The 17394-nt window shown below is 71.5% G+C and carries 16 protein-coding genes; 11 read left to right on the forward strand and 5 right to left on the reverse strand.

All coding sequences use genetic code 11. The features are described 5' to 3' along the window. Positions 1 to 88 precede the first annotated feature (88 nt). Complete coding sequence (locus ACGFNV_RS45165) at positions 89 to 955, reverse strand: hypothetical protein (RefSeq protein WP_393631335.1); 867 nt, start codon at positions 953 to 955, stop codon at positions 89 to 91. Positions 956 to 1026: 71 nt separating this feature from the next. Between ACGFNV_RS45165 and ACGFNV_RS45170 the strand changes: the two genes are divergently transcribed. From ACGFNV_RS45170 to ilvD, 4 genes are all read left to right on the forward strand, one after another. Continuing rightward, positions 1027 to 1959 carry a Ppx/GppA family phosphatase gene (locus ACGFNV_RS45170; RefSeq protein WP_393631336.1) on the forward strand — a complete coding sequence of 311 codons (933 nt, stop codon included), beginning with the start codon at positions 1027 to 1029 and terminating at the stop codon, positions 1957 to 1959. 262 nt (positions 1960 to 2221) lie between these two features. After that, positions 2222 to 3052, forward strand: coding sequence for a sugar phosphate isomerase/epimerase family protein (locus tag ACGFNV_RS45175; RefSeq protein ID WP_393631337.1), 831 nt, complete (start codon positions 2222 to 2224; stop codon positions 3050 to 3052). A 91-nt stretch (positions 3053 to 3143) separates the two neighbouring features. After that, a complete protein-coding gene (locus ACGFNV_RS45180) occupies positions 3144 to 3749 on the forward strand; it encodes a TetR family transcriptional regulator (protein WP_133933371.1) in 606 nt (201 codons plus the stop codon). A 150-nt stretch (positions 3750 to 3899) separates the two neighbouring features. Then, positions 3900 to 5753, forward strand: a complete 1854-nt coding sequence (ilvD, locus tag ACGFNV_RS45185; RefSeq protein WP_393631339.1) for a dihydroxy-acid dehydratase — start codon at positions 3900 to 3902, stop codon at positions 5751 to 5753. A gap of 60 nt (positions 5754 to 5813) precedes the next feature. Here ilvD and ACGFNV_RS45190 read toward each other — a convergent pair whose 3' ends face one another. Then, positions 5814 to 7979 carry a serine/threonine-protein kinase gene (locus tag ACGFNV_RS45190; protein WP_393631340.1) on the reverse strand — a complete coding sequence of 722 codons (2166 nt, stop codon included), beginning with the start codon at positions 7977 to 7979 and terminating at the stop codon, positions 5814 to 5816. A 181-nt stretch (positions 7980 to 8160) separates the two neighbouring features. On the opposite strand from ACGFNV_RS45190, the gene ACGFNV_RS45195 reads away from it, so the two are divergent. From ACGFNV_RS45195 to ACGFNV_RS45205, 3 genes are all read left to right on the forward strand, one after another. After that, on the forward strand, positions 8161 to 8484 hold the full coding sequence (locus tag ACGFNV_RS45195) for an SH3 domain-containing protein (protein WP_393631342.1): 324 nt from the start codon (positions 8161 to 8163) through the stop codon (positions 8482 to 8484). Positions 8485 to 8567: 83 nt separating this feature from the next. After that, the gene (locus tag ACGFNV_RS45200) at positions 8568 to 9083 is read left to right on the forward strand and encodes an EamA/RhaT family transporter (RefSeq protein ID WP_393631344.1); all 516 of its coding nucleotides are present in this window, start codon (positions 8568 to 8570) and stop codon (positions 9081 to 9083) included. A 106-nt stretch (positions 9084 to 9189) separates the two neighbouring features. Then, positions 9190 to 9963 (forward strand): class I SAM-dependent methyltransferase, encoded by a 774-nt coding sequence (locus ACGFNV_RS45205; RefSeq protein ID WP_393631346.1) that lies wholly within the window; start codon positions 9190 to 9192, stop codon positions 9961 to 9963. Here ACGFNV_RS45205 and ACGFNV_RS45210 read toward each other — a convergent pair. Further along, complete coding sequence (locus ACGFNV_RS45210) at positions 9930 to 11384, reverse strand: SulP family inorganic anion transporter (protein WP_393631347.1); 1455 nt, start codon at positions 11382 to 11384, stop codon at positions 9930 to 9932. The two genes, ACGFNV_RS45205 and ACGFNV_RS45210, sit on opposite strands and share 34 nt — an antisense overlap. Before the next feature lie 234 nt (positions 11385 to 11618). Here ACGFNV_RS45210 and ACGFNV_RS45215 point away from each other — a divergent pair, with 234 nt between their 5' ends. From ACGFNV_RS45215 to proC, 3 genes are all read left to right on the forward strand, one after another. Next, positions 11619 to 12431, forward strand: a complete 813-nt coding sequence (locus tag ACGFNV_RS45215; protein WP_393631348.1) for an ABC transporter ATP-binding protein — start codon at positions 11619 to 11621, stop codon at positions 12429 to 12431. Further along, positions 12428 to 13213: an ABC transporter permease gene (locus ACGFNV_RS45220; protein WP_393631350.1), complete on the forward strand. Its 786-nt coding sequence runs from the start codon at positions 12428 to 12430 to the stop codon at positions 13211 to 13213. The genes ACGFNV_RS45215 and ACGFNV_RS45220 overlap by 4 nt, the downstream gene beginning before the upstream one ends. A gap of 115 nt (positions 13214 to 13328) precedes the next feature. Further along, positions 13329 to 14141: a pyrroline-5-carboxylate reductase gene (gene proC / locus ACGFNV_RS45225; protein ID WP_133933380.1), complete on the forward strand. Its 813-nt coding sequence runs from the start codon at positions 13329 to 13331 to the stop codon at positions 14139 to 14141. A 16-nt stretch (positions 14142 to 14157) separates the two neighbouring features. On the opposite strand, the gene ACGFNV_RS45230 is transcribed toward proC, so the two are convergent. Next, complete coding sequence (locus ACGFNV_RS45230; protein WP_393631353.1) at positions 14158 to 14745, reverse strand: cysteine hydrolase family protein; 588 nt, start codon at positions 14743 to 14745, stop codon at positions 14158 to 14160. 75 nt (positions 14746 to 14820) lie between these two features. On the opposite strand from ACGFNV_RS45230, the gene ACGFNV_RS45235 reads away from it, so the two are divergent. Next, on the forward strand, positions 14821 to 15828 hold the full coding sequence (locus ACGFNV_RS45235; protein ID WP_393631355.1) for a GlxA family transcriptional regulator: 1008 nt from the start codon (positions 14821 to 14823) through the stop codon (positions 15826 to 15828). Here the strand turns inward: ACGFNV_RS45235 and trpS are convergent. Beyond that, positions 15768 to 16793, reverse strand: a complete 1026-nt coding sequence (gene trpS, locus ACGFNV_RS45240) for a tryptophan--tRNA ligase (RefSeq protein ID WP_393631357.1) — start codon at positions 16791 to 16793, stop codon at positions 15768 to 15770. The genes ACGFNV_RS45235 and trpS overlap by 61 nt on opposite strands. Positions 16794 to 17394 lie beyond the last annotated feature (601 nt).

Below are 17394 nucleotides of genomic sequence, written 5' to 3' on the forward strand. Positions count from 1 at the left end.
TGACAAGGGCAGGGGAGAGGCGGAGCCCCCCTCGGCCCCTCGGCCCCTCACCCCAAGGCCCCACCGGCCCTACACCCCCGCAGCCCCCTCAGGCCCCACCGGCTCCATCGGCGCCACCGGCCGTCGGCCGCGCCGGATCCGGATCCGCCGGATGCGGTGCCATCAGCGGCAGCTGCGACGCCAGTCGCGCCTCGCACAGCTCCACGAGACGGTCGTAACCGGCCTTGCCCATCAGTTCGGTCAGTTCGGGGCGGTAGGACACGTACACCGGGTCGCCGGCGCCGTGTGCCGAGGTCGCCGAGGTGCACCACCAGTGGAGGTCGTGGCCGCCGGGGCCCCAGCCGCGGCGGTCGTACTCGCCGATCGACACCTGGAGCACCCGCGTGTCGTCGGGCCGGTCGATCCAGTCGTAGGTGCGCCGGATCGGCAGCTGCCAGCACACGTCCGGCTTGGTCTCGAGCGGCTCGCGGCCCTCCCGCAGCGCCAGGATGTGCAGCGAGCAGCCCGCGCCGCCGGCGAAGCCGGGCCGGTTCTGGAAGATGCAGGAGCCGTTGAACGGGCGGGTCTGGCGGGAACCCTCGTCGTCCTTCGAGACCCAGCCGTTCTCCGTGCCCTCGTCGTAGTGCTGCCAGATCTCCGGAGTGAGCCTCGCCACATGTTCGGCGACGCGTTTCTCGTCGTCCTCGTCGGAGAAGTGGGCCCCCAACGTGCAGCAGCCGTCGTCGGCGCGGCCCGCCTGGATGCCCTGGCAGCCGCTTCCGAAGATGCAGGTCCAGCGAGAGGTCAGCCAGGTCAGATCGCAGCGGAAGACCTGCTCGTCGTCCGCCGGATCCGGGAACTCCACCCACGCGCGCGCGAAGTCGAGGCCCTTCTCGTCCGCGGCCAGGGCCTTCTTCGACATCTTCGGTGAACCGCCGGTGGATTTGTCAGGCTTCGCCTTTTTCGTCTTTGGCACCCGTCCAGGGTAAGTCGCCGAAGGCCGCAGTGGGGACTGCCCGCGGCCTCGCGGGCAGTAGCGTGCCCTCCATGAGACTCGGTGTCCTCGACGTGGGATCGAACACGGTGCATCTGCTGGTGGTGGACGCGCACCCCGGCGCACGGCCGCTGCCCGCGCATTCGCACAAGGCGGAACTTCGCCTCGCCCAACTCCTCGACGGGGACGGAGCCATCGGCCCCGAGGGGGTCGACAAACTGATCTCGGTCGTCCAGGAGTCGCTCCAGGCCGCCGAGGACAAGGGCGTCGAGGACCTGCTGCCGTTCGCGACCTCCGCCGTGCGCGAGGCCAGCAACGCCGACGACGTCCTCGCGCGCGTGCAGGACGAGACCGGCGTCGAGCTCCAGGTCCTCACCGGCGCGGAGGAGGCCCGGCTCACCTTCCTCGCGGCCCGCCGCTGGTTCGGCTGGTCGGTCGGGAAGTTGCTGGTCCTGGACATCGGCGGCGGCTCCCTGGAGATCGCCTACGGCATCGACGAGGAGCCGGACACCGCGGTCTCCCTGCCCCTGGGCGCGGGCCGGCTCACCGCCGCCTGGCTGCCCGGCGACCCGCCCGACCCCGAGGACATACGGGCGCTGCGCCGGCACGCACGCACCGAGATCGCTCGTACCGTCGGCGAGTTCAGCCGCTTCGGCGCCCCCGACCACGTCGTCGCCACGTCGAAGACCTTCAAGCAGCTCGCCCGCCTCGCCGGCGCCGCCCGCTCCACCGAGGGCCTGTACGTCCAGCGCGATCTCAAGCGGGAGTCCCTGGAGGCCTGGGTACCGCGCCTGTCCGCCATGACGACCGCCCAGCGCGCGGAGCTGCCGGGCGTCTCGGAGGGCCGCGCGGGCCAACTCCTCGCGGGCGCCCTGGTGGCCGAGGGCGCGATGGACCTCTTCGGCATAGAAACGCTGGAGATCTGCCCGTGGGCCCTGCGCGAGGGCGTGATACTGCGGCGCCTTGATCACATGGGCTCGCTGTAGCCACCCGGGGGCGCGGGCCGGCGCCCCCGAAGGAACGCCCCTCCGCGGTCGCCGGGCCGAACCCGTGCAGTCCGCCGCGTCGCCGGTCAGTACGTGGGCTGATCGACATCGAGCTCCACCCGATGCGCTCGGTTTCGCCGCGCGCCTGCCGTCGTCCGTGCGTCCGGTGAACGGCTCCCGAGGCCCGAAGGTGTGTGCGTCCGGCCACAACGGCGCCCTGGAGCACGGCCTCACCCGGGCCCCACCCCGTACGCTGTCCCTCGTGGCAGAACCAAGGGACGTGGTCCGGATCCCGGATGCGAAGGTCGCCCTCTCGACGGCTTCCGTCTACCCGGAGTCGACGGCGACGGCCTTCGAGATCGCCGCGCGCCTGGGCTACGACGGCGTCGAGATCATGGTGTGGAACGACCCGGTCAGCCAGGACATCGACGCGCTGCGCAGACTCAGCGACTACCACCAGGTCCCGATCCTCGCCGTGCACGCCCCCTGCCTGCTCATCACGCAGCGCGTCTGGTCCACCGACCCCTGGGTCAAGCTCCAGCGCGCCCGCACGGCGGCGGAGAAGCTCGGCGCCTCCACGGTCGTCGTGCACCCGCCGTTCCGCTGGCAGCGCCAGTACGCGCGTGACTTCGTCGCCGGGATCTGGCGGATGGCGAACGAGACGGACGTACGGTTCGCTGTCGAGAACATGTATCCCTGGCGCTACCGCGACCGGGAGATGCTCGCCTACGCCCCCGACTGGGACGTGACGAAGGACGACTACCGTCACTTCACGATCGACCTCAGCCATTCCTCCACGGCCCGCGCCGACGCCCTCCAGATGGTCGACCGCATGGGTGACCGTCTCGGACACGTCCACCTCGCGGACGGCAAGGGGTCGGCGAAGGACGAGCACCTCGTCCCCGGCCGCGGCAACCAGCCCTGCGCGGAGCTGCTGGAACGTCTCGCCGTGACCGGGTTCGACGGCCACGTCGTCATCGAGGTCAACACCCGCCGCGCCATGTCCGGCGCGGAGCGCGAGGCCGACCTCGCCGAAGCCCTGGCCTTCGCCCGCCTCCACCTGGCCGCGGGAGCGAAGGTGCCCCGGCGATGAACGGCACCGCTTCCGCAGCGCCGCCCCGCGAAGGTGCCCCGGCGATGAACAGCACCGCCTCCGCAGCGTCGCCGCGCGAAGGTGCCCGGTCATGACCGGAGCCACCGCCCGGCGCCGCGGCCGCCCCCCGCGTACGGAGGCCGCCGACACCCGTGACCGCATCCTGACGGCGGCCCGCGAGGAGTTCGCCGAGCGTGGGTACGACAAGACGTCCGTGCGCGGCATCGCCAAGGCGGCCGACGTGGACTCCGCGCTGGTGCACCACTACTTCGGCACCAAGGAGCAGGTCTTCGAGGCGGCGATCGAGGTCGCCTTCGCGCCCGCACTCAACGCGCCCGAGACGGTCGCCGACGGCCCGCTGGAGGGGGTGGGGGAGCGGCTCACCCGCTTCATCTTCGGCGTCTGGGAGAACCCCACCACCCGTAAGCCCCTGCTGGCTATCGTCCGGTCCGCGGTGAACAACGAGACCGCGGCCGCCGTCTTCCGCCGCCTGGTCGCCACCCAGCTGCTGCGCCGCATCGCCGCCCAGCTCGACCTCCCCGACGCGGAACTGCGCGCCGAGCTCGCGGCCGCCCAGCTCGTGGGGTGCGCGATGCTGCGGTACGTGATCAAGGTGGAGCCGCTGGCCTCGGCGGACCTGGAGCAGATCGTCGCGCGGGTGGCCCCGGTGGTCCAGGGACACCTGACCGCCCCTTGAGCCCGGTGGGCCATCATGAGACGTACATCCCGCATTCCGGACAAGCTGTCCGCCCCCTGGATGACCGGCGTACGCTCGACACAAGTCAGAAGTCTCTGATCGCAGTCTCTGCAGTCCTGGAAATCTGCAGTCCCTAAGGAGCGAGCGACGATGCCCGAGCTGAGGTCCCGCACAGTCACCCACGGCCGCAACATGGCGGGCGCCCGCGCCCTTATGCGCGCCTCCGGTGTACCCGGTGCGGACATCGGCCGCAAGCCGATCATCGCGGTCGCCAACAGCTTCACCGAGTTCGTCCCGGGCCACACCCACCTCCAGCCGGTCGGCCGGATCGTCAGCGAGGCGATCGTCGAGGCCGGCGGCATCCCGCGCGAGTTCAACACGATCGCCGTCGACGACGGCATCGCCATGGGCCACGGCGGCATGCTCTACTCCCTGCCCTCCCGCGACCTGATCGCGGACAGCGTGGAGTACATGGTCGAGGCCCACTGCGCCGACGCCCTGATCTGCATCTCCAACTGCGACAAGATCACCCCGGGCATGCTCAACGCGGCCCTGCGGCTGAACATCCCCACGGTGTTCGTCTCCGGCGGCCCGATGGAGTCCGGCCGGGCCACGCTGGTCGACGGCACGGTCCGCACGCTCGACCTGGTCGACGCGATCTCCGACGCGGTGAACGACAAGATCTCGGACGAGGACATCCTCCGTATCGAGGAGAACGCCTGTCCGACCTGCGGCTCCTGTTCCGGCATGTTCACCGCCAACTCGATGAACTGCCTCACCGAGGCCATCGGCCTCTCCCTCCCCGGCAACGGCTCGGTCCTGGCCACCCACACGGCCCGCAAGCGGCTGTACGTCGACGCGGCCCGCACGGTCATGGACATCACCCGCCGCTACTACGAGCAGGACGACGAGACGGTCCTGCCGCGCAGCGTCGCCTCCTTCGCGGCCTTCGAGAACGCGATGGCCCTCGACATCGCGATGGGCGGCTCGACCAACACGATCCTGCACCTGCTGGCGGCGGCCCAGGAGGCGGGCGTCCCCTTCGGCCTGGGCGAGATCGACGCGGTCTCCCGCCGGGTCCCCTGCCTGGCCAAGGTGGCTCCGAACGTCGCGAAGGACCGCACGTACTACATGGAGGACGTGCACCGCGCCGGCGGCATCCCCGCCCTGCTCGGCGAGCTGCACCGCGCGGGCCTGCTGAACGAGGACGTGCACTCCGTCCACAGCCCGTCCCTGGCCGACTGGCTCAAGACGTGGGACGTGCGCGGCGGCTCCCCGTCGCCCGAGGCGATCGAGCTGTGGCACGCGGCCCCGGGTTGCGTGCGCTCCGCCGAGGCCTTCTCCCAGTCCGAGCGCTGGGAGGCCCTCGACGAGGACGCCGAGGGCGGCTGCATCCGCTCCGCCGAGCACGCGTACTCCAAGGACGGCGGTCTCGCGGTCCTCAAGGGCAACCTCGCCGTTGACGGCTGCGTGGTGAAGACGGCCGGCGTCGACGAGTCGATCTGGACCTTCGAGGGCCCGGCGGTCGTCTGCGAGTCGCAGGAGGAGGCCGTCGAGAAGATCCTGCTGAAGCAGATCACCGACGGCGACGTCGTCGTCATCCGCTACGAGGGCCCCAAGGGCGGCCCCGGTATGCAGGAGATGCTCTACCCGACCTCGTACCTGAAGGGCCGCGGCCTCGGCAAGACCTGCGCGCTGATCACCGACGGCCGCTTCTCCGGCGGCACGTCCGGCCTCTCCATCGGCCACGCCTCGCCCGAGGCGGCCGGCGGCGGCACCATCGCCCTCGTCGAGGACGGCGACCGCATCCGCATCGACATCCCGAACCGCTCGATCGAGCTGCTCGTCGACGACGCGGAACTGGCCCGCCGAGAGCAGGCCCTGAACGGCGTCTACGCCCCGAAGAACCGCGACCGCAAGGTCTCCGCCGCCCTGCGCGCCTACGCCGCCATGGCGACCAGCGCCGACAAGGGCGCGGTGCGGGACGTCAGCAAGCTGGGCTGAGGCACCGTCAACGCATCGGCATCGTGAGGGCCGTCCCCACCGGGGCGGCCCTCACGCACGTCACCACCCGGCCGGATCCCGCGCGTCCACCCCGAACACCGTGCCGTCCGGCGCGCTCGCGAAGACGCGCCCCGCGGAGAGCACCGGCTCGGGCAGCGCGGCCGCGACCGAGTCGGCGTCGGCGGCCAGCCGGGGCGGCGTCTGCCCGACGAGCCTGCCGGTGCGGGCGTCGACGGCGAGCAGCCGCCCGTCGGCCGCCGCGACGTACACATGAGCGGCGTCGGCGACCGGTGCCGAGCCACGGCTGATGGACGTCTCCAGAAGCCACAGCCGTTTGCCCGAGTCGATGTCCACGGCCTCCAGCGAGCCACCGAACGACAGGATGTGCACCACGTTCCCGCGCACGCTCGCATGGGCGTCCGGGCGGGGCACCGGCAGCTTCACCCGGCGTGCGGCCTTCGTCCCCGGGGTGTAGCGCACGACGGCGTCCGCCCGCTGGAAGGCGTTGTCGATGGACAGGAAGAACACCGACCCGTCCTGCGAGCCGACCGGATTCAGCGTCCCCTCGAGCTGCGCCTCCCAGCGCACGTCCCCGGTGGCCGGGTCCAGCGCCGTGACCCGTGTCCGCTTCCCGTCGACGCTGCCGCTCACCGTGTAGGCGAGCGGGTCCCCGGCGAAGGAGAAGAACGCCGGCGTCGCCTGCCCCGGCACCGCCCGCTTCCACTTCGTGTCGCCCGAAGCGGCGTCCACGCCGGTCACGGTCCCGTCGGCGCCGGTCAGCAGAAGCATGCGGCCGACCACCCGCATCCCGCTGTACGGAGGCACCTTCCGCTGCCACCGCGGCTTGCCCGACGCCGGATCGAGCGCCTCCAGCCGCTGCCCGTGCTTCACCGAGGGCTGTACGAGCCCGCCCGCCACGACCGGCGGCCCGTCGTAGCGGGAGGTGGCGGAGGCGTGCTTCCACAGCAGGGAACCGTCGGCCGGATCGAGCGCGAAGACCAGCCCGGGCTGCGCGCACAGCAGCTTCCCGGCGCCGTGGGAGCACTGCCGCAGACCGCGAGCCGCGGAGACCGGCTTCACCTCCCACGCCCGGAACGCGGCCGCCACCGCCTTCGGCGCGGCGGGCCTCGGCGCGCTCGCCTCCGCACCGAACCACTGCACCGAGCCGAGCACACCGCCCACGACCAACACGGTCGCACCGGCGGCGAGCACCGCCTTCCTGCGCAGCCACCCGCCGACACTCCGGTGCCGCTCGCTCCCGGGCTCCGGCCGCCCCGGCGCGTCGATCGCGCCCGCGACCCGGATCTCGCCCGCGACGTCGATCTCGTCCTCGCGCCCGGCCTCGGTCTCGACGGGGACGGACCGCTGTTCCGGTATGAACGCCTGCGTGTCGTACGACGCAGCCACCGACCGCAGTTCGCGCATCAACTCGTCCGGCGTGGGCCGCTCCTCGGGCTCCTTGGCGAGGCAGCGCAGTACCAGCGGCGCGAGGCTCTCCGGGACGCCGGTGAGGTCCGGCTCGTCGTGCACGACCTGGTAGGCGACGACGTACGGGCTGTCGGAGTCGAACGGCCCGCGCCCCGTCGCCGCGTGCACCAGCACCGACCCGAGCGCGAAGATGTCGGCGGCCGGCCCGACCTCCCTCGGCCGCCGGAACTGCTCCGGCGCCATGAACGGCGGAGTGCCGATCAACTTCCCGGTCTCCGTGCGCAGTTCACTGTCCGTGGGCCGCGAGATGCCGAAGTCGATGACCTTCGGCCCGTCGTCGGCGAGCAGCACGTTGCTGGGCTTGAGGTCCCGGTGCACGACACCGACCCGGTGGATGTCCCGCAGCGCCTCGGCGAGCCCGGCCATCAGCCGGCGCAACTGGGCGGGCGCCATCGGACCGTTCCGCTTCACATGCTCGGAGAGGGTCGGCCCCGGGATGAACAGCGTGGCCATCCAGGGCCGTTCGGCCTCCGGGTCGGCGTCGACGACGGGCGCGGTGAAGGCGCCGCTGACCCTCCGCGCGGCGCCGACCTCCTGCCGGAACCGCCCCCTGAACTCGGGGTCCATGGCGAACTGGGCGTGCACGACCTTCACCGCGAGCTTCAGGCCCGAGGTGCTGCGGGCCAGGTGGACGACCCCCATGCCACCGGAGCCCAGACACGAGTCCAGACGGTAGTGACCGGCGTACTCGGGAAGTTCCGCTTCCGCGCCCGCCCCGCTGTCCTGCCGTGGCGCCATGGGACCACCCCCGTGCTGTTCGTCCGCGCGCGCGACGCACGGAGCCTAGTCGATGACTCGTACGAGACCGAGACGACTTGCTAGCCTCCGCGTACGAGTTGCGCACATGTGTTTCATGTCGCGTTTCAGGGGAATCAACGGGATCCCATGTCGGTCATGGGTTCAACGGGGGGAGATTCACATGTCTGTCGAGCACGTGGAAGAGAGAGAAGACAGAGAAGCCGTCGAGGGCGCCACGGCGGTCGCGGCGGCGGCCGTCCACTACTACCCGGTGGCCCCGGGCATCCACCTCAACGTCCGCAGCGGCCCCGGCACCCAGTACGGCATCGTCCGCACCCTCGCCGAGGGCGCCAACGTGCCGATCTACTGCCAGACCCCGGGCACGACGGTCGCCGGCCCGTACGGCACGTCGAACATCTGGGACAACATCGGCAGCGGCCAGTTCGTCTCCGACGCGTACGTCAAGACGGGCGCCGACGGCTACGTGACGTCGCGCTGCGGCTGACCCGCGTACGAGGGCGCAGGCATCCCCGGTCGACAGGGGAGCCTGCGCCACGGCGGCTCGCACACCAGAGCCATAATCGACCCGTGAGCGACGAAACCGGCACCCCGGACACCCGCGCGGGCTCTCCGGCCGCCCCCACCGGCCCCCGCCCCGAGCCCCTGCGCTTCTTCGGCACCACCTGGGTGAACCACGACAACGGCTACACCGCCCGCCGCGTCGGCGTGGCCGTGGGCTCGCTCGCCGCGGCCGTCGCCTCCTGCCTGGTCCTCCGCTTCGCGTTCGAAGGCCTGAGCATCGCCGGCACCGGCAGCCTGGTCACGCTCCTCGTCGTCGTGATGTTCGCCGTCTGCAGCTCCCTCGCCTTCGCCCACACGTGGGGCGGCTTCAGCAGGCGTCCCGACCCCGACCGTCAGGCCTCCCTGCGCGGCCTGCTCGCGATCGGCTTCGTCGGCTCGCTCCTCGCCCACTTCTTCCGCTCCCTCACCGAGGCCCCCGGCGAGAAACTCCTCCGCGAGGAGTACGAGACGGCACGCAAGGAGCACGAACGCCTCTCCGTCCGCCGCTCGGGCAACCCGTCGAAGAAGCGCCGACGCCGGTAGTAACCCGCGCGTCCGCCCCCACGTCCGTCCCCATATCCGTCCCCGCTCCCGGTCTTCTCACCGGAATCCCACCTCTCCGGCCCTCCACGCAGGCCACCATGGCCCCATGACGGCCAGCTCCCACACCACCCGTGCCCACTCCTTCAACGCCGCCGCGGCGCAGTACGCCGCGAACCGCCCCTCCTACCCGTCCGCCCTCTTCGACGCGATCGAGGACCTGGCCGGCCGCCCCCTCGAAGGCGCCCGCGTCGCGGACATCGGCGCCGGTACGGGCATCGCGACCGCCCTGCTGCACGCCCGCGGCGCCGACGTGATCGCCGTGGAGCCCGGTGACGGAATGGCGGCCCAGCTGCACTGCTCCCTCCCGCACGTACCGCTCGTCCGCGGCGACGGCAACGCCCTCCCGCTCGCCACCGCCTCCGTCGACCTCCTCACCTACGCCCAGGCCTGGCACTGGACCGATCCGGCCCGCGCGGTGCCCGAGGCGCGGCGGGTACTGCGCCCGGGCGGCGCGCTGGCCCTGTGGTGGAACATGCACGCGGTCGACGTGCCGTGGATCATCGATCAGGCGGAGCGCATCAGGCACCACTTCAACGGCGAGTACAGCAACGCGCAGGGCGCCTCCAGGAGCAGGACGGCACAGGCCTTCGAGGGCGCGCCGACCGTCCCCGCCCACGAGCACCGCGTCGTCCGCTGGAGCCGCAGCGTCCCCATCGACCGGCACCTCGCCAACATAGGCAGCCACTCGATCTTCCTCGTGCAGGGCGAGTCGGCCACGAAGGACTTCCTCGCCCGCGAGCGCGAGCACCTTCTGAAGGAATTCCCGAACGGCGAGGTCGAGGAGGTCTACGACGTCCTGCTGATCGTCGCCACCCCCTGACGTCCGCGCCGCGCGGCGGCCCACCCCTCCAGGGCCGTCGCACACGCGTGGTCGACATGCCGCAGCCCGCCCAGCTCCAGCCGCACCTCCCGGTCACCCGGCAGCGCGTCCAACGCGTCGAGCAGCTTCGGCAGCCGCAGGAACGTCGCATGGCCCAGCACCCGTACGACGATCCCGGCCTCCCCCCGGTCCTCGGTCTCCACATGCACATGGCTGGTGTCCCACGCGGTCTTCGCCACCGCCAGCGCCAGCCCGACCAGCACCCCCTCGAACAGGTTCCCCAGGACGATCGCCACCGCCGTCACCCCGAGCACCACGACCTCCCCGCGGTGCCCGCTCCACCACACCCGCACCTCCCGCACCGGCACGAGCCCGCACCCCGCGTGCACGAGCAGCCCGGCCAGCGCCGCCACCGGAATCAGCCCGAGCACCCCGGGCACCACCACCGTGAACAGCAGCAGCCACCCCCCGTGCAGCACCCGCGACGCCTTGGTCCGCGCCCCCGCCTGCACTCCCCCAGAGGGGGGACACCCCGCAGCACTGCGCACGATGACGGCCGTCATGGGCAGCGCCCCCAACAGCCCGCACACGGCGTTCCCGGCCCCCTGCGCCATCAACTCCCGGTCGTAGTCCGTCCGTGTCCCCCCGTGCAGCCGGTCCACCGCCGCCGCACTGAACAGCGACTCCGCCGACGCGATCAGCGCGAACGCCACGACCGTCCCGATCACCCCCACTTCCGTCAGCCGCCCGACATCCGCCAACTCCGGCACCCGCACGGCATCCAGCAGCCCGCGCACCTCGACCCGCCGCACCTCCAGGTCGAACACACCGGTCACCGCCGCCGCCGACGCCACCGCGACCAACGGCCCCGGCACCAGCCGAGCCCCCCGACGCCACCGCGACCACAGCAGCAGTACGGCCATCGTGGCACCCCCCACTGACAACGCCACCGGATCCACCCGCCCGGGCAGCGACACCAGACCGGCGATCTTCCCGAGCCCGCCCCCGGGAGCCGTCGCGTCCCCGAGCGCGTACATCTGCCCGGCGACCAGCACGAGCCCGATCCCGGCGAACATCCCCTGCACGACGGCCACGGACACCGCCCGGAACCACCGGCCGAGCCGCATCGCCCCCAGCCCGAGCTGCACCAGCCCGGCCGCGCACACCACCACGCCGAGCACCTCCGGGCCGTACGCCCGCACGGCCTCGTACACCAGCACGGTCAGCCCCGCCGCAGGCCCGCTGACCCGCAGGCTGCTCCCGGGCAACGCCCCGGCGACCAGCCCGCCGACGATCCCGGTGACCAGCCCCAGCTCGGCGGGCACACCGGAGGCCATGGCGACGCCGACGCACAACGGCAGCGCGACGAAGAAGACGACGAGAGAAGCGGACAGATCGGCTTTGCCTACGGCACAGCGCATGACAGCACCTCCGGTGAGCGACGGGAGATGCGTGGGCGCCGGCCCGGGGGAAGGCACGGCGAACTGAAATCCATTGTCGGGAACGGAAGCGTCCGGGGCGACAGTTCCGCCGCACCGACACCTCCATGTGGAAGCACTCGATCCGGAACGTCCCCTTCCGATCACTCCGCCACGCGCCTGCGCCACCCCGCGCACCCCTTGACGGCGTTCCGCTCCGAGCGCATTATTCATCACATGATGAATTACTCTCGCGGCTCGTCCTCCCCGCCCCCCGAGCCCCCGGAAACCCCCGCCGTACACGCCGAGAACCTCACCGTCGTCCGCGGCCCCCGAACCGTTCTGCGCCACCTCGACTTCACCGTCCCGCGCGGCCAGATCACCGGCCTCCTCGGCCCCTCCGGCTGCGGCAAGAGCACCCTCATGCGCTCCGTCGTCGGCACCCAGGCCAAGGTCACCGGCACCCTCGACGTCCTCGGCCGCCCCGCCGGCCACCCCACCCTGCGCACCCGCATCGGCTACGTCACCCAGGCCCCGTCCGTCTACGACGACCTGACGGTCCGACAGAACCTGGACTACTTCGCCGCGATCCTGAACCCTGGCCGAGCAGCCGCCGACCGCCGCGCCGAAGACGTCACCCGGGCCATCGCCGACGTCGACCTCGCCACCCACGCCGACGCCCTCGCCGGCAACCTCTCCGGCGGCCAACGAGGCCGCGTCTCCCTCGCCGTGGCCCTCCTCGGCACCCCCGAACTCCTCGTCCTCGACGAACCCACCGTCGGCCTCGACCCCGTCCTGCGCCGCGACCTCTGGAACCTCTTCCACGACATCGCGACCACCCGCGGAGCGACCCTCCTCGTCTCCTCCCACGTCATGGACGAGGCCGAGCGCTGCCACCGCCTCCTCCTCATGCGCCAGGGCGAGATCCTCGCCGACGGCACACCGGACGCCCTGCGCACCCGCACCGGCGCGGCCACGGTCGAGGAGGCCTTCCTCCACCTGGTCGACGAGGCGAAGGCGGCAACACGCACGAAGGAGACGACCCGATGACCCCCACCGACACCCACAAGCTCAGCCCCACCCCGCCGAGGGCCCTGAGCGCGGCCCGCACCACCGCGACCGCGGCCCGGGTCCTCCGCCAGCTCACCCACGACCCCCGCACCATCGCGCTGCTGATCCTCATCCCCTGCGTGATGCTGTTCCTGCTCCGCTACGTCTTCGACGGCAGCCCCCGCACCTTCGACAGCATCGGCGCCTCACTCCTCGGGATCTTCCCCCTGATCACGATGTTCCTGGTGACCTCCATCGCCACCCTGCGCGAACGCACCTCGGGCACCCTCGAACGCCTCCTCGCCATGCCCCTCGGCAAGGGCGACCTCATCGCCGGCTACGCCCTCGCCTTCGGCACCCTCGCCGTCGTCCAGTCGGCACTGGCCACGGGCCTCGCCGTCTGGATCCTGGGCCTGGACGTCACGGGCAGCCCCTGGCTCCTGCTCCTGGTGGCCCTGCTCGACGCCCTCCTCGGCACCGCCCTCGGCCTCTTCGTCTCCGCGTTCGCGGCCACCGAATTCCAGGCCGTCCAGTTCATGCCGGCCGTGATCTTCCCCCAACTCCTCCTCTGCGGCCTCTTCACCCCCCGCGACAACATGCACCCCGCCCTGGAAACCATCTCCGACGTCCTCCCCATGTCCTACGCCGTCGACGGCATGAACGAGGTCCTGAGGCACACGGACATGACAGCCACCTTCGTACGGGACGCCTTGATCGTCGCGGGCTGCGCGCTACTGGTCCTGACCCTGGGCGCGGCGACCTTGAGGCGCAGGACCGCCTAGCCGCATGCCCGCCCGGCGCGCTCGGTCCCCCCACCCCCACCCCCGCCCACCAGCCCAGTTCCGCCCACCGGACACCCACCCGCACGCAGAACGCACCGGTGCGAGGATGAACCACATGACCCAGAAAGTCGCAGTCCTAGGCACCGGCAAGATCGGCGAAGCCCTCCTGAGCGGCATGCTCCGCGGCGGCTGGCCCCCCGCCGACCTCCTGGTCACCGCCCGCCGCCCCGAACGAGCCGAAGAACTCCGCGCCCGCTACGGAGTCACCCCGGTCACCAACCCGGAAGCCGCCAAGACCGCCGACACCCTGATCCTCACGGTGAAGCCGCAGGACATGGGCACCCTCCTCGACGAACTCGCCCCTCACGTCCCCGCCGACCGCCTGGTCATCAGCGGCGCGGCAGGCATCCCCACCGCCTTCTTCGAGGAACGCCTCGCCGCCGGCACCCCCGTCGTCCGCGTCATGACGAACACCCCCGCCCTGGTCGACGAGGCGATGTCGGTCATCTCCGCCGGCAGCCACGCCACCGCCGACCACCTCAGCCACGCGGAGGAGATCTTCGGCGCCGTCGGCAAGACGCTCCGCGTCCCCGAGTCCCAGCAGGACGCCTGCACCGCCCTCTCCGGCTCCGGCCCGGCGTACTTCTTCTACCTCGTCGAAGCCATGACCGACGCGGGCATCCTGCTCGGCCTCCCCCGCGACAAGGCCCACGACCTGATCGTCCAGTCCGCCATCGGCGCCGCGACGATGCTCCGCGACAGCGGCGAACACCCGGTCAAGCTCCGCGAGAACGTCACGTCCCCCGCGGGCACGACCATCAACGCCATCCGCGAACTCGAGAACCACGGCGTACGGGCCGCCCTGATCGCCGCACTGGAGGCCGCCCGCGACCGCAGCCGCGAGCTGGCCTCCGGCAAGAAGGACTGAGACCCGCCGGGCGCGGTCAGAGGCCCGCCGCGCCCACGACCTCCTCCGTCGTCACCACCCGCGCGAACCCGCCCCCGTGCAGCGACACCGCCGACGCCTGCGCGACCTCGTCCGCACTACGCCGCCAGCCGAACGGCCCCTCCAGGTCGAAGGTGTACGTCGCGTCGTACGGCACCACCACGTCGTACCCGAGGTTCCCGCCCATCCGGGCCGTCGTCTCCACGCACATGTTGGTCTGGATCCCGACCACCACGACCTGCCGGATCCCCTCCGCCGTCAACCAGGCCCCCAGATCCGGCGTCCCGAGGAAGGCCGAGTTCACGGTCTTCGTCACGAACAGCTCGGCCCCCGCCCCCTTCCCACGCCGCTCCTCCACGTAATCCTTCAGGTCGTTCCCCTCGTATCCCGGCCGAAGCGGCGACTGAGGCTTCGGCGAGTCATGCCGCACGAAGACGACCGGCCGCCCGGTCGACTGCCATACGTCGATCAGCTCCGCGATGTTGTCATCGGCCCCCGGGTTGTTCCGCGGCCCCCAGAAGCCGGCCTCCTCGAAGCCCTTCTGCACGTCCACGACCACCAGTGCTGCGCTCTCCGCGATGTCCATGCCCACGATCCTGCCGCCTGGACACACACCACCCCAGATCTACAAAAGTCACCGGTCGATGGTTTACTGCCACCCATGCCACCCACGGCCGGCACCCACCGCATCGCCCTCGTCGCCTTTCCCGGCATCCGCGCCTTCGACGTCTCCGTCATCACCGAGGTCTGGGGCACCGACCGCACCGACCGCGGGGTCCCCGCCTTCGACCTGCGCCGGGTCGCCGCCGACACCACCACCCCCATCACGATGCGCGGCGGCCTCGCCCTCCTCCCCGACCGCGCCCTCACCTGGCTGCGCCAGGCCGACCTCATCGTCGTCCCCGGCCTCGACGACCACGTGACCCCCGCACCGGCCCCCGTCCTCGACGCCCTCCGCCGCGCCCACGCCCGCGGCACCACCATCGCCGCCCTCTGCGGCGGCGCCTTCACCCTCGCCCAGGCCGGCCTCCTCGACGGCCGCCGCGCCATCACCCACTGGAACCTCGTCGACCTCCTGCGTACCCACCACCCCCAGGTCGGCGTGGTCCCCGACGCCCTGTTCGTCGAGGACGACAACATCTGGACCGCCGCCGGCACCGCGGCAGGCATCGACCTCTGCCTCCATCTCGTCCGCCGCGCCCACGGCGCCGAGGCGGCCGCCACCATCGCCCGCTCGATGGTCACGGCCCCCTTCCGCACCGGCACCCAGGCCCAGTTCATCGAGCACCCCACCCCCCGGGCGGACCGCGACGCCGACGCCCTCGCCGCCGTACGCGAACACGCCCTGCGCCACCTGCACGAACCCCTCACGGTCGCCGACCTGGCCGCCCACGCGGGGATGTCCCCGCGCTCCTTCGCCCGTCATTTCACGGCCACCACGGGCACGACCCCCCTGCGCTGGCTCCTGGACCAGCGCCTCGCCGCCGCCCAGAAACTCCTCGAACGCACCGACCTCCCCATGCCCGAGGTCGCCCGCCGCGCCGGCTTCGGCAGCGAGGTCACGATGCGCCAGCACTTCGCATCGCGCCTCGCCACCAGCCCGCGCGCCTACCGAGCCGCGTTCAGCGCCGGCTCCACGACCGGCGGCAACAGCCCGATCGCGCGATAAGCCGCGTCCACGACCGGGCGCGCCATCCCCCGCGCCCTCTCGGCACCCGCCCTCAGCACCCCGTCCACATAAGAGGGGTCAGCGCACAGCTCCCGGTGCCGCTCCCGCAGTGGCCGCAGCACCTCGACCACGGCCTCGGCGGTGTCCTTCTTGAGATCGCCGTACGACGTGTACGCGCGGCTCAGCTCCTCCGGCTCCCCACCGGTACAAGCAGCGAGAATCTCCAGCAGATTCGCGAGCCCGGGCCGCTCCTCTCTGTCGTACACGACCTCGCGCCCACTGTCGGTGACGGCCCGCATGACCTTCTTCCGCACCACGTCCGGCTCATCCAGCAGATAGACGACCCCGGGTCCCACGTCGTCGCTCTTCCCCATCTTCGACGTCGGCTCCTGCAGATTCATCACCCGCGCCGCCACCCCCGGATGCGTCGCCCGAGGCACCACGAACGTCTGCCCGTACCGCTGGTTGAACCGCACCGCCAGATCCCGCGTCAGCTCCACGTGCTGCGTCTGGTCGTCCCCGACCGGCACCTCTTCACTCCCGTACGCCAGGATGTCCGCCGCCATCAGCGCGGGATACGTCAGCAACGACAGCCGCACGCTCCCGCCCCGGGCTTGCTCCCGCGCGGCCTTCTCCTTGTACTGGATCATCCGCCGCATCTCACCGTCGGTCGCCACGCACTCCAGCACGTACGACAGCCGCGTGTGTTCGTCCACATGACTCTGTACGAACACGGTGCACAGGTCCGGATCCAGCCCCGCCGCGAGCAACAGCGTCGCCGTCTGCCGACTGAGCCTGCGCACCCGGGCCGGATCGTGGTCCACGGTCAGCGCGTGCAGGTCGACGACACAGAACAGCGCGTCCGCCTGGTGCTGATCGACCGCGGCCCACCGCCGCATGGCCCCCAAGTAGTTACCCAGCGTCAGATGCCCGGTGGGCTTGATCCCGCTGAAGACCCGCTTCATTCCACTCCACCTCCAGGTCGTGGCCACCGCCCGGGCGGCCGACCCTCGGAGCTGCGGAGGGAGAAACACCAACGGCCGCCGAGGCGGCGGCCGTTTCATGCATACGTGAGCACGGCCGCCGTCAGGCGGCCCACCACAGCTGGGTGCACGTACGCGTAGTCATGCCTCCACAGTACGCCCCGAGAGTGCCGGACGTGGGGGAGTTGACACGCCCCCTGCCCATACGTAGTGTTCTCCGGGTTGTCCGACGTGAGCGCCGACTCCGGTCGGTCCCCGGACAGCCACTCCGCAAGTACCAACCACCACTCGACGAACAGTCACTCTGTCTGTCGTTGCTTGATTGGCGTGCGTATTTACGGAATGAGGAATCCGCGTTCGAAAGGACGCAGCCCCCGATTGGCTTCGGGAGCAGGGAATCCGCTAAAGTCTCACTCGTCGGAACGGCCCAATCAGCCGGGAAGACAACCCCCCTCTGGCTGGGAATCAGGGCCGAAAGGATCTGATAGAGTCGGAAGCGCCGGAAAGGGAAACGCGAGAGCGGGAACCTGGAAAGCACCGAGGAAATCGGATCGGAAAAAGATCTGATAGAGTCGGAAACGCA

Source organism: Streptomyces sp. NPDC048751 (genome assembly GCF_043198595.1).
In the GTDB taxonomy this organism is placed as follows: Bacteria; Actinomycetota; Actinomycetes; order Streptomycetales; family Streptomycetaceae; genus Streptomyces.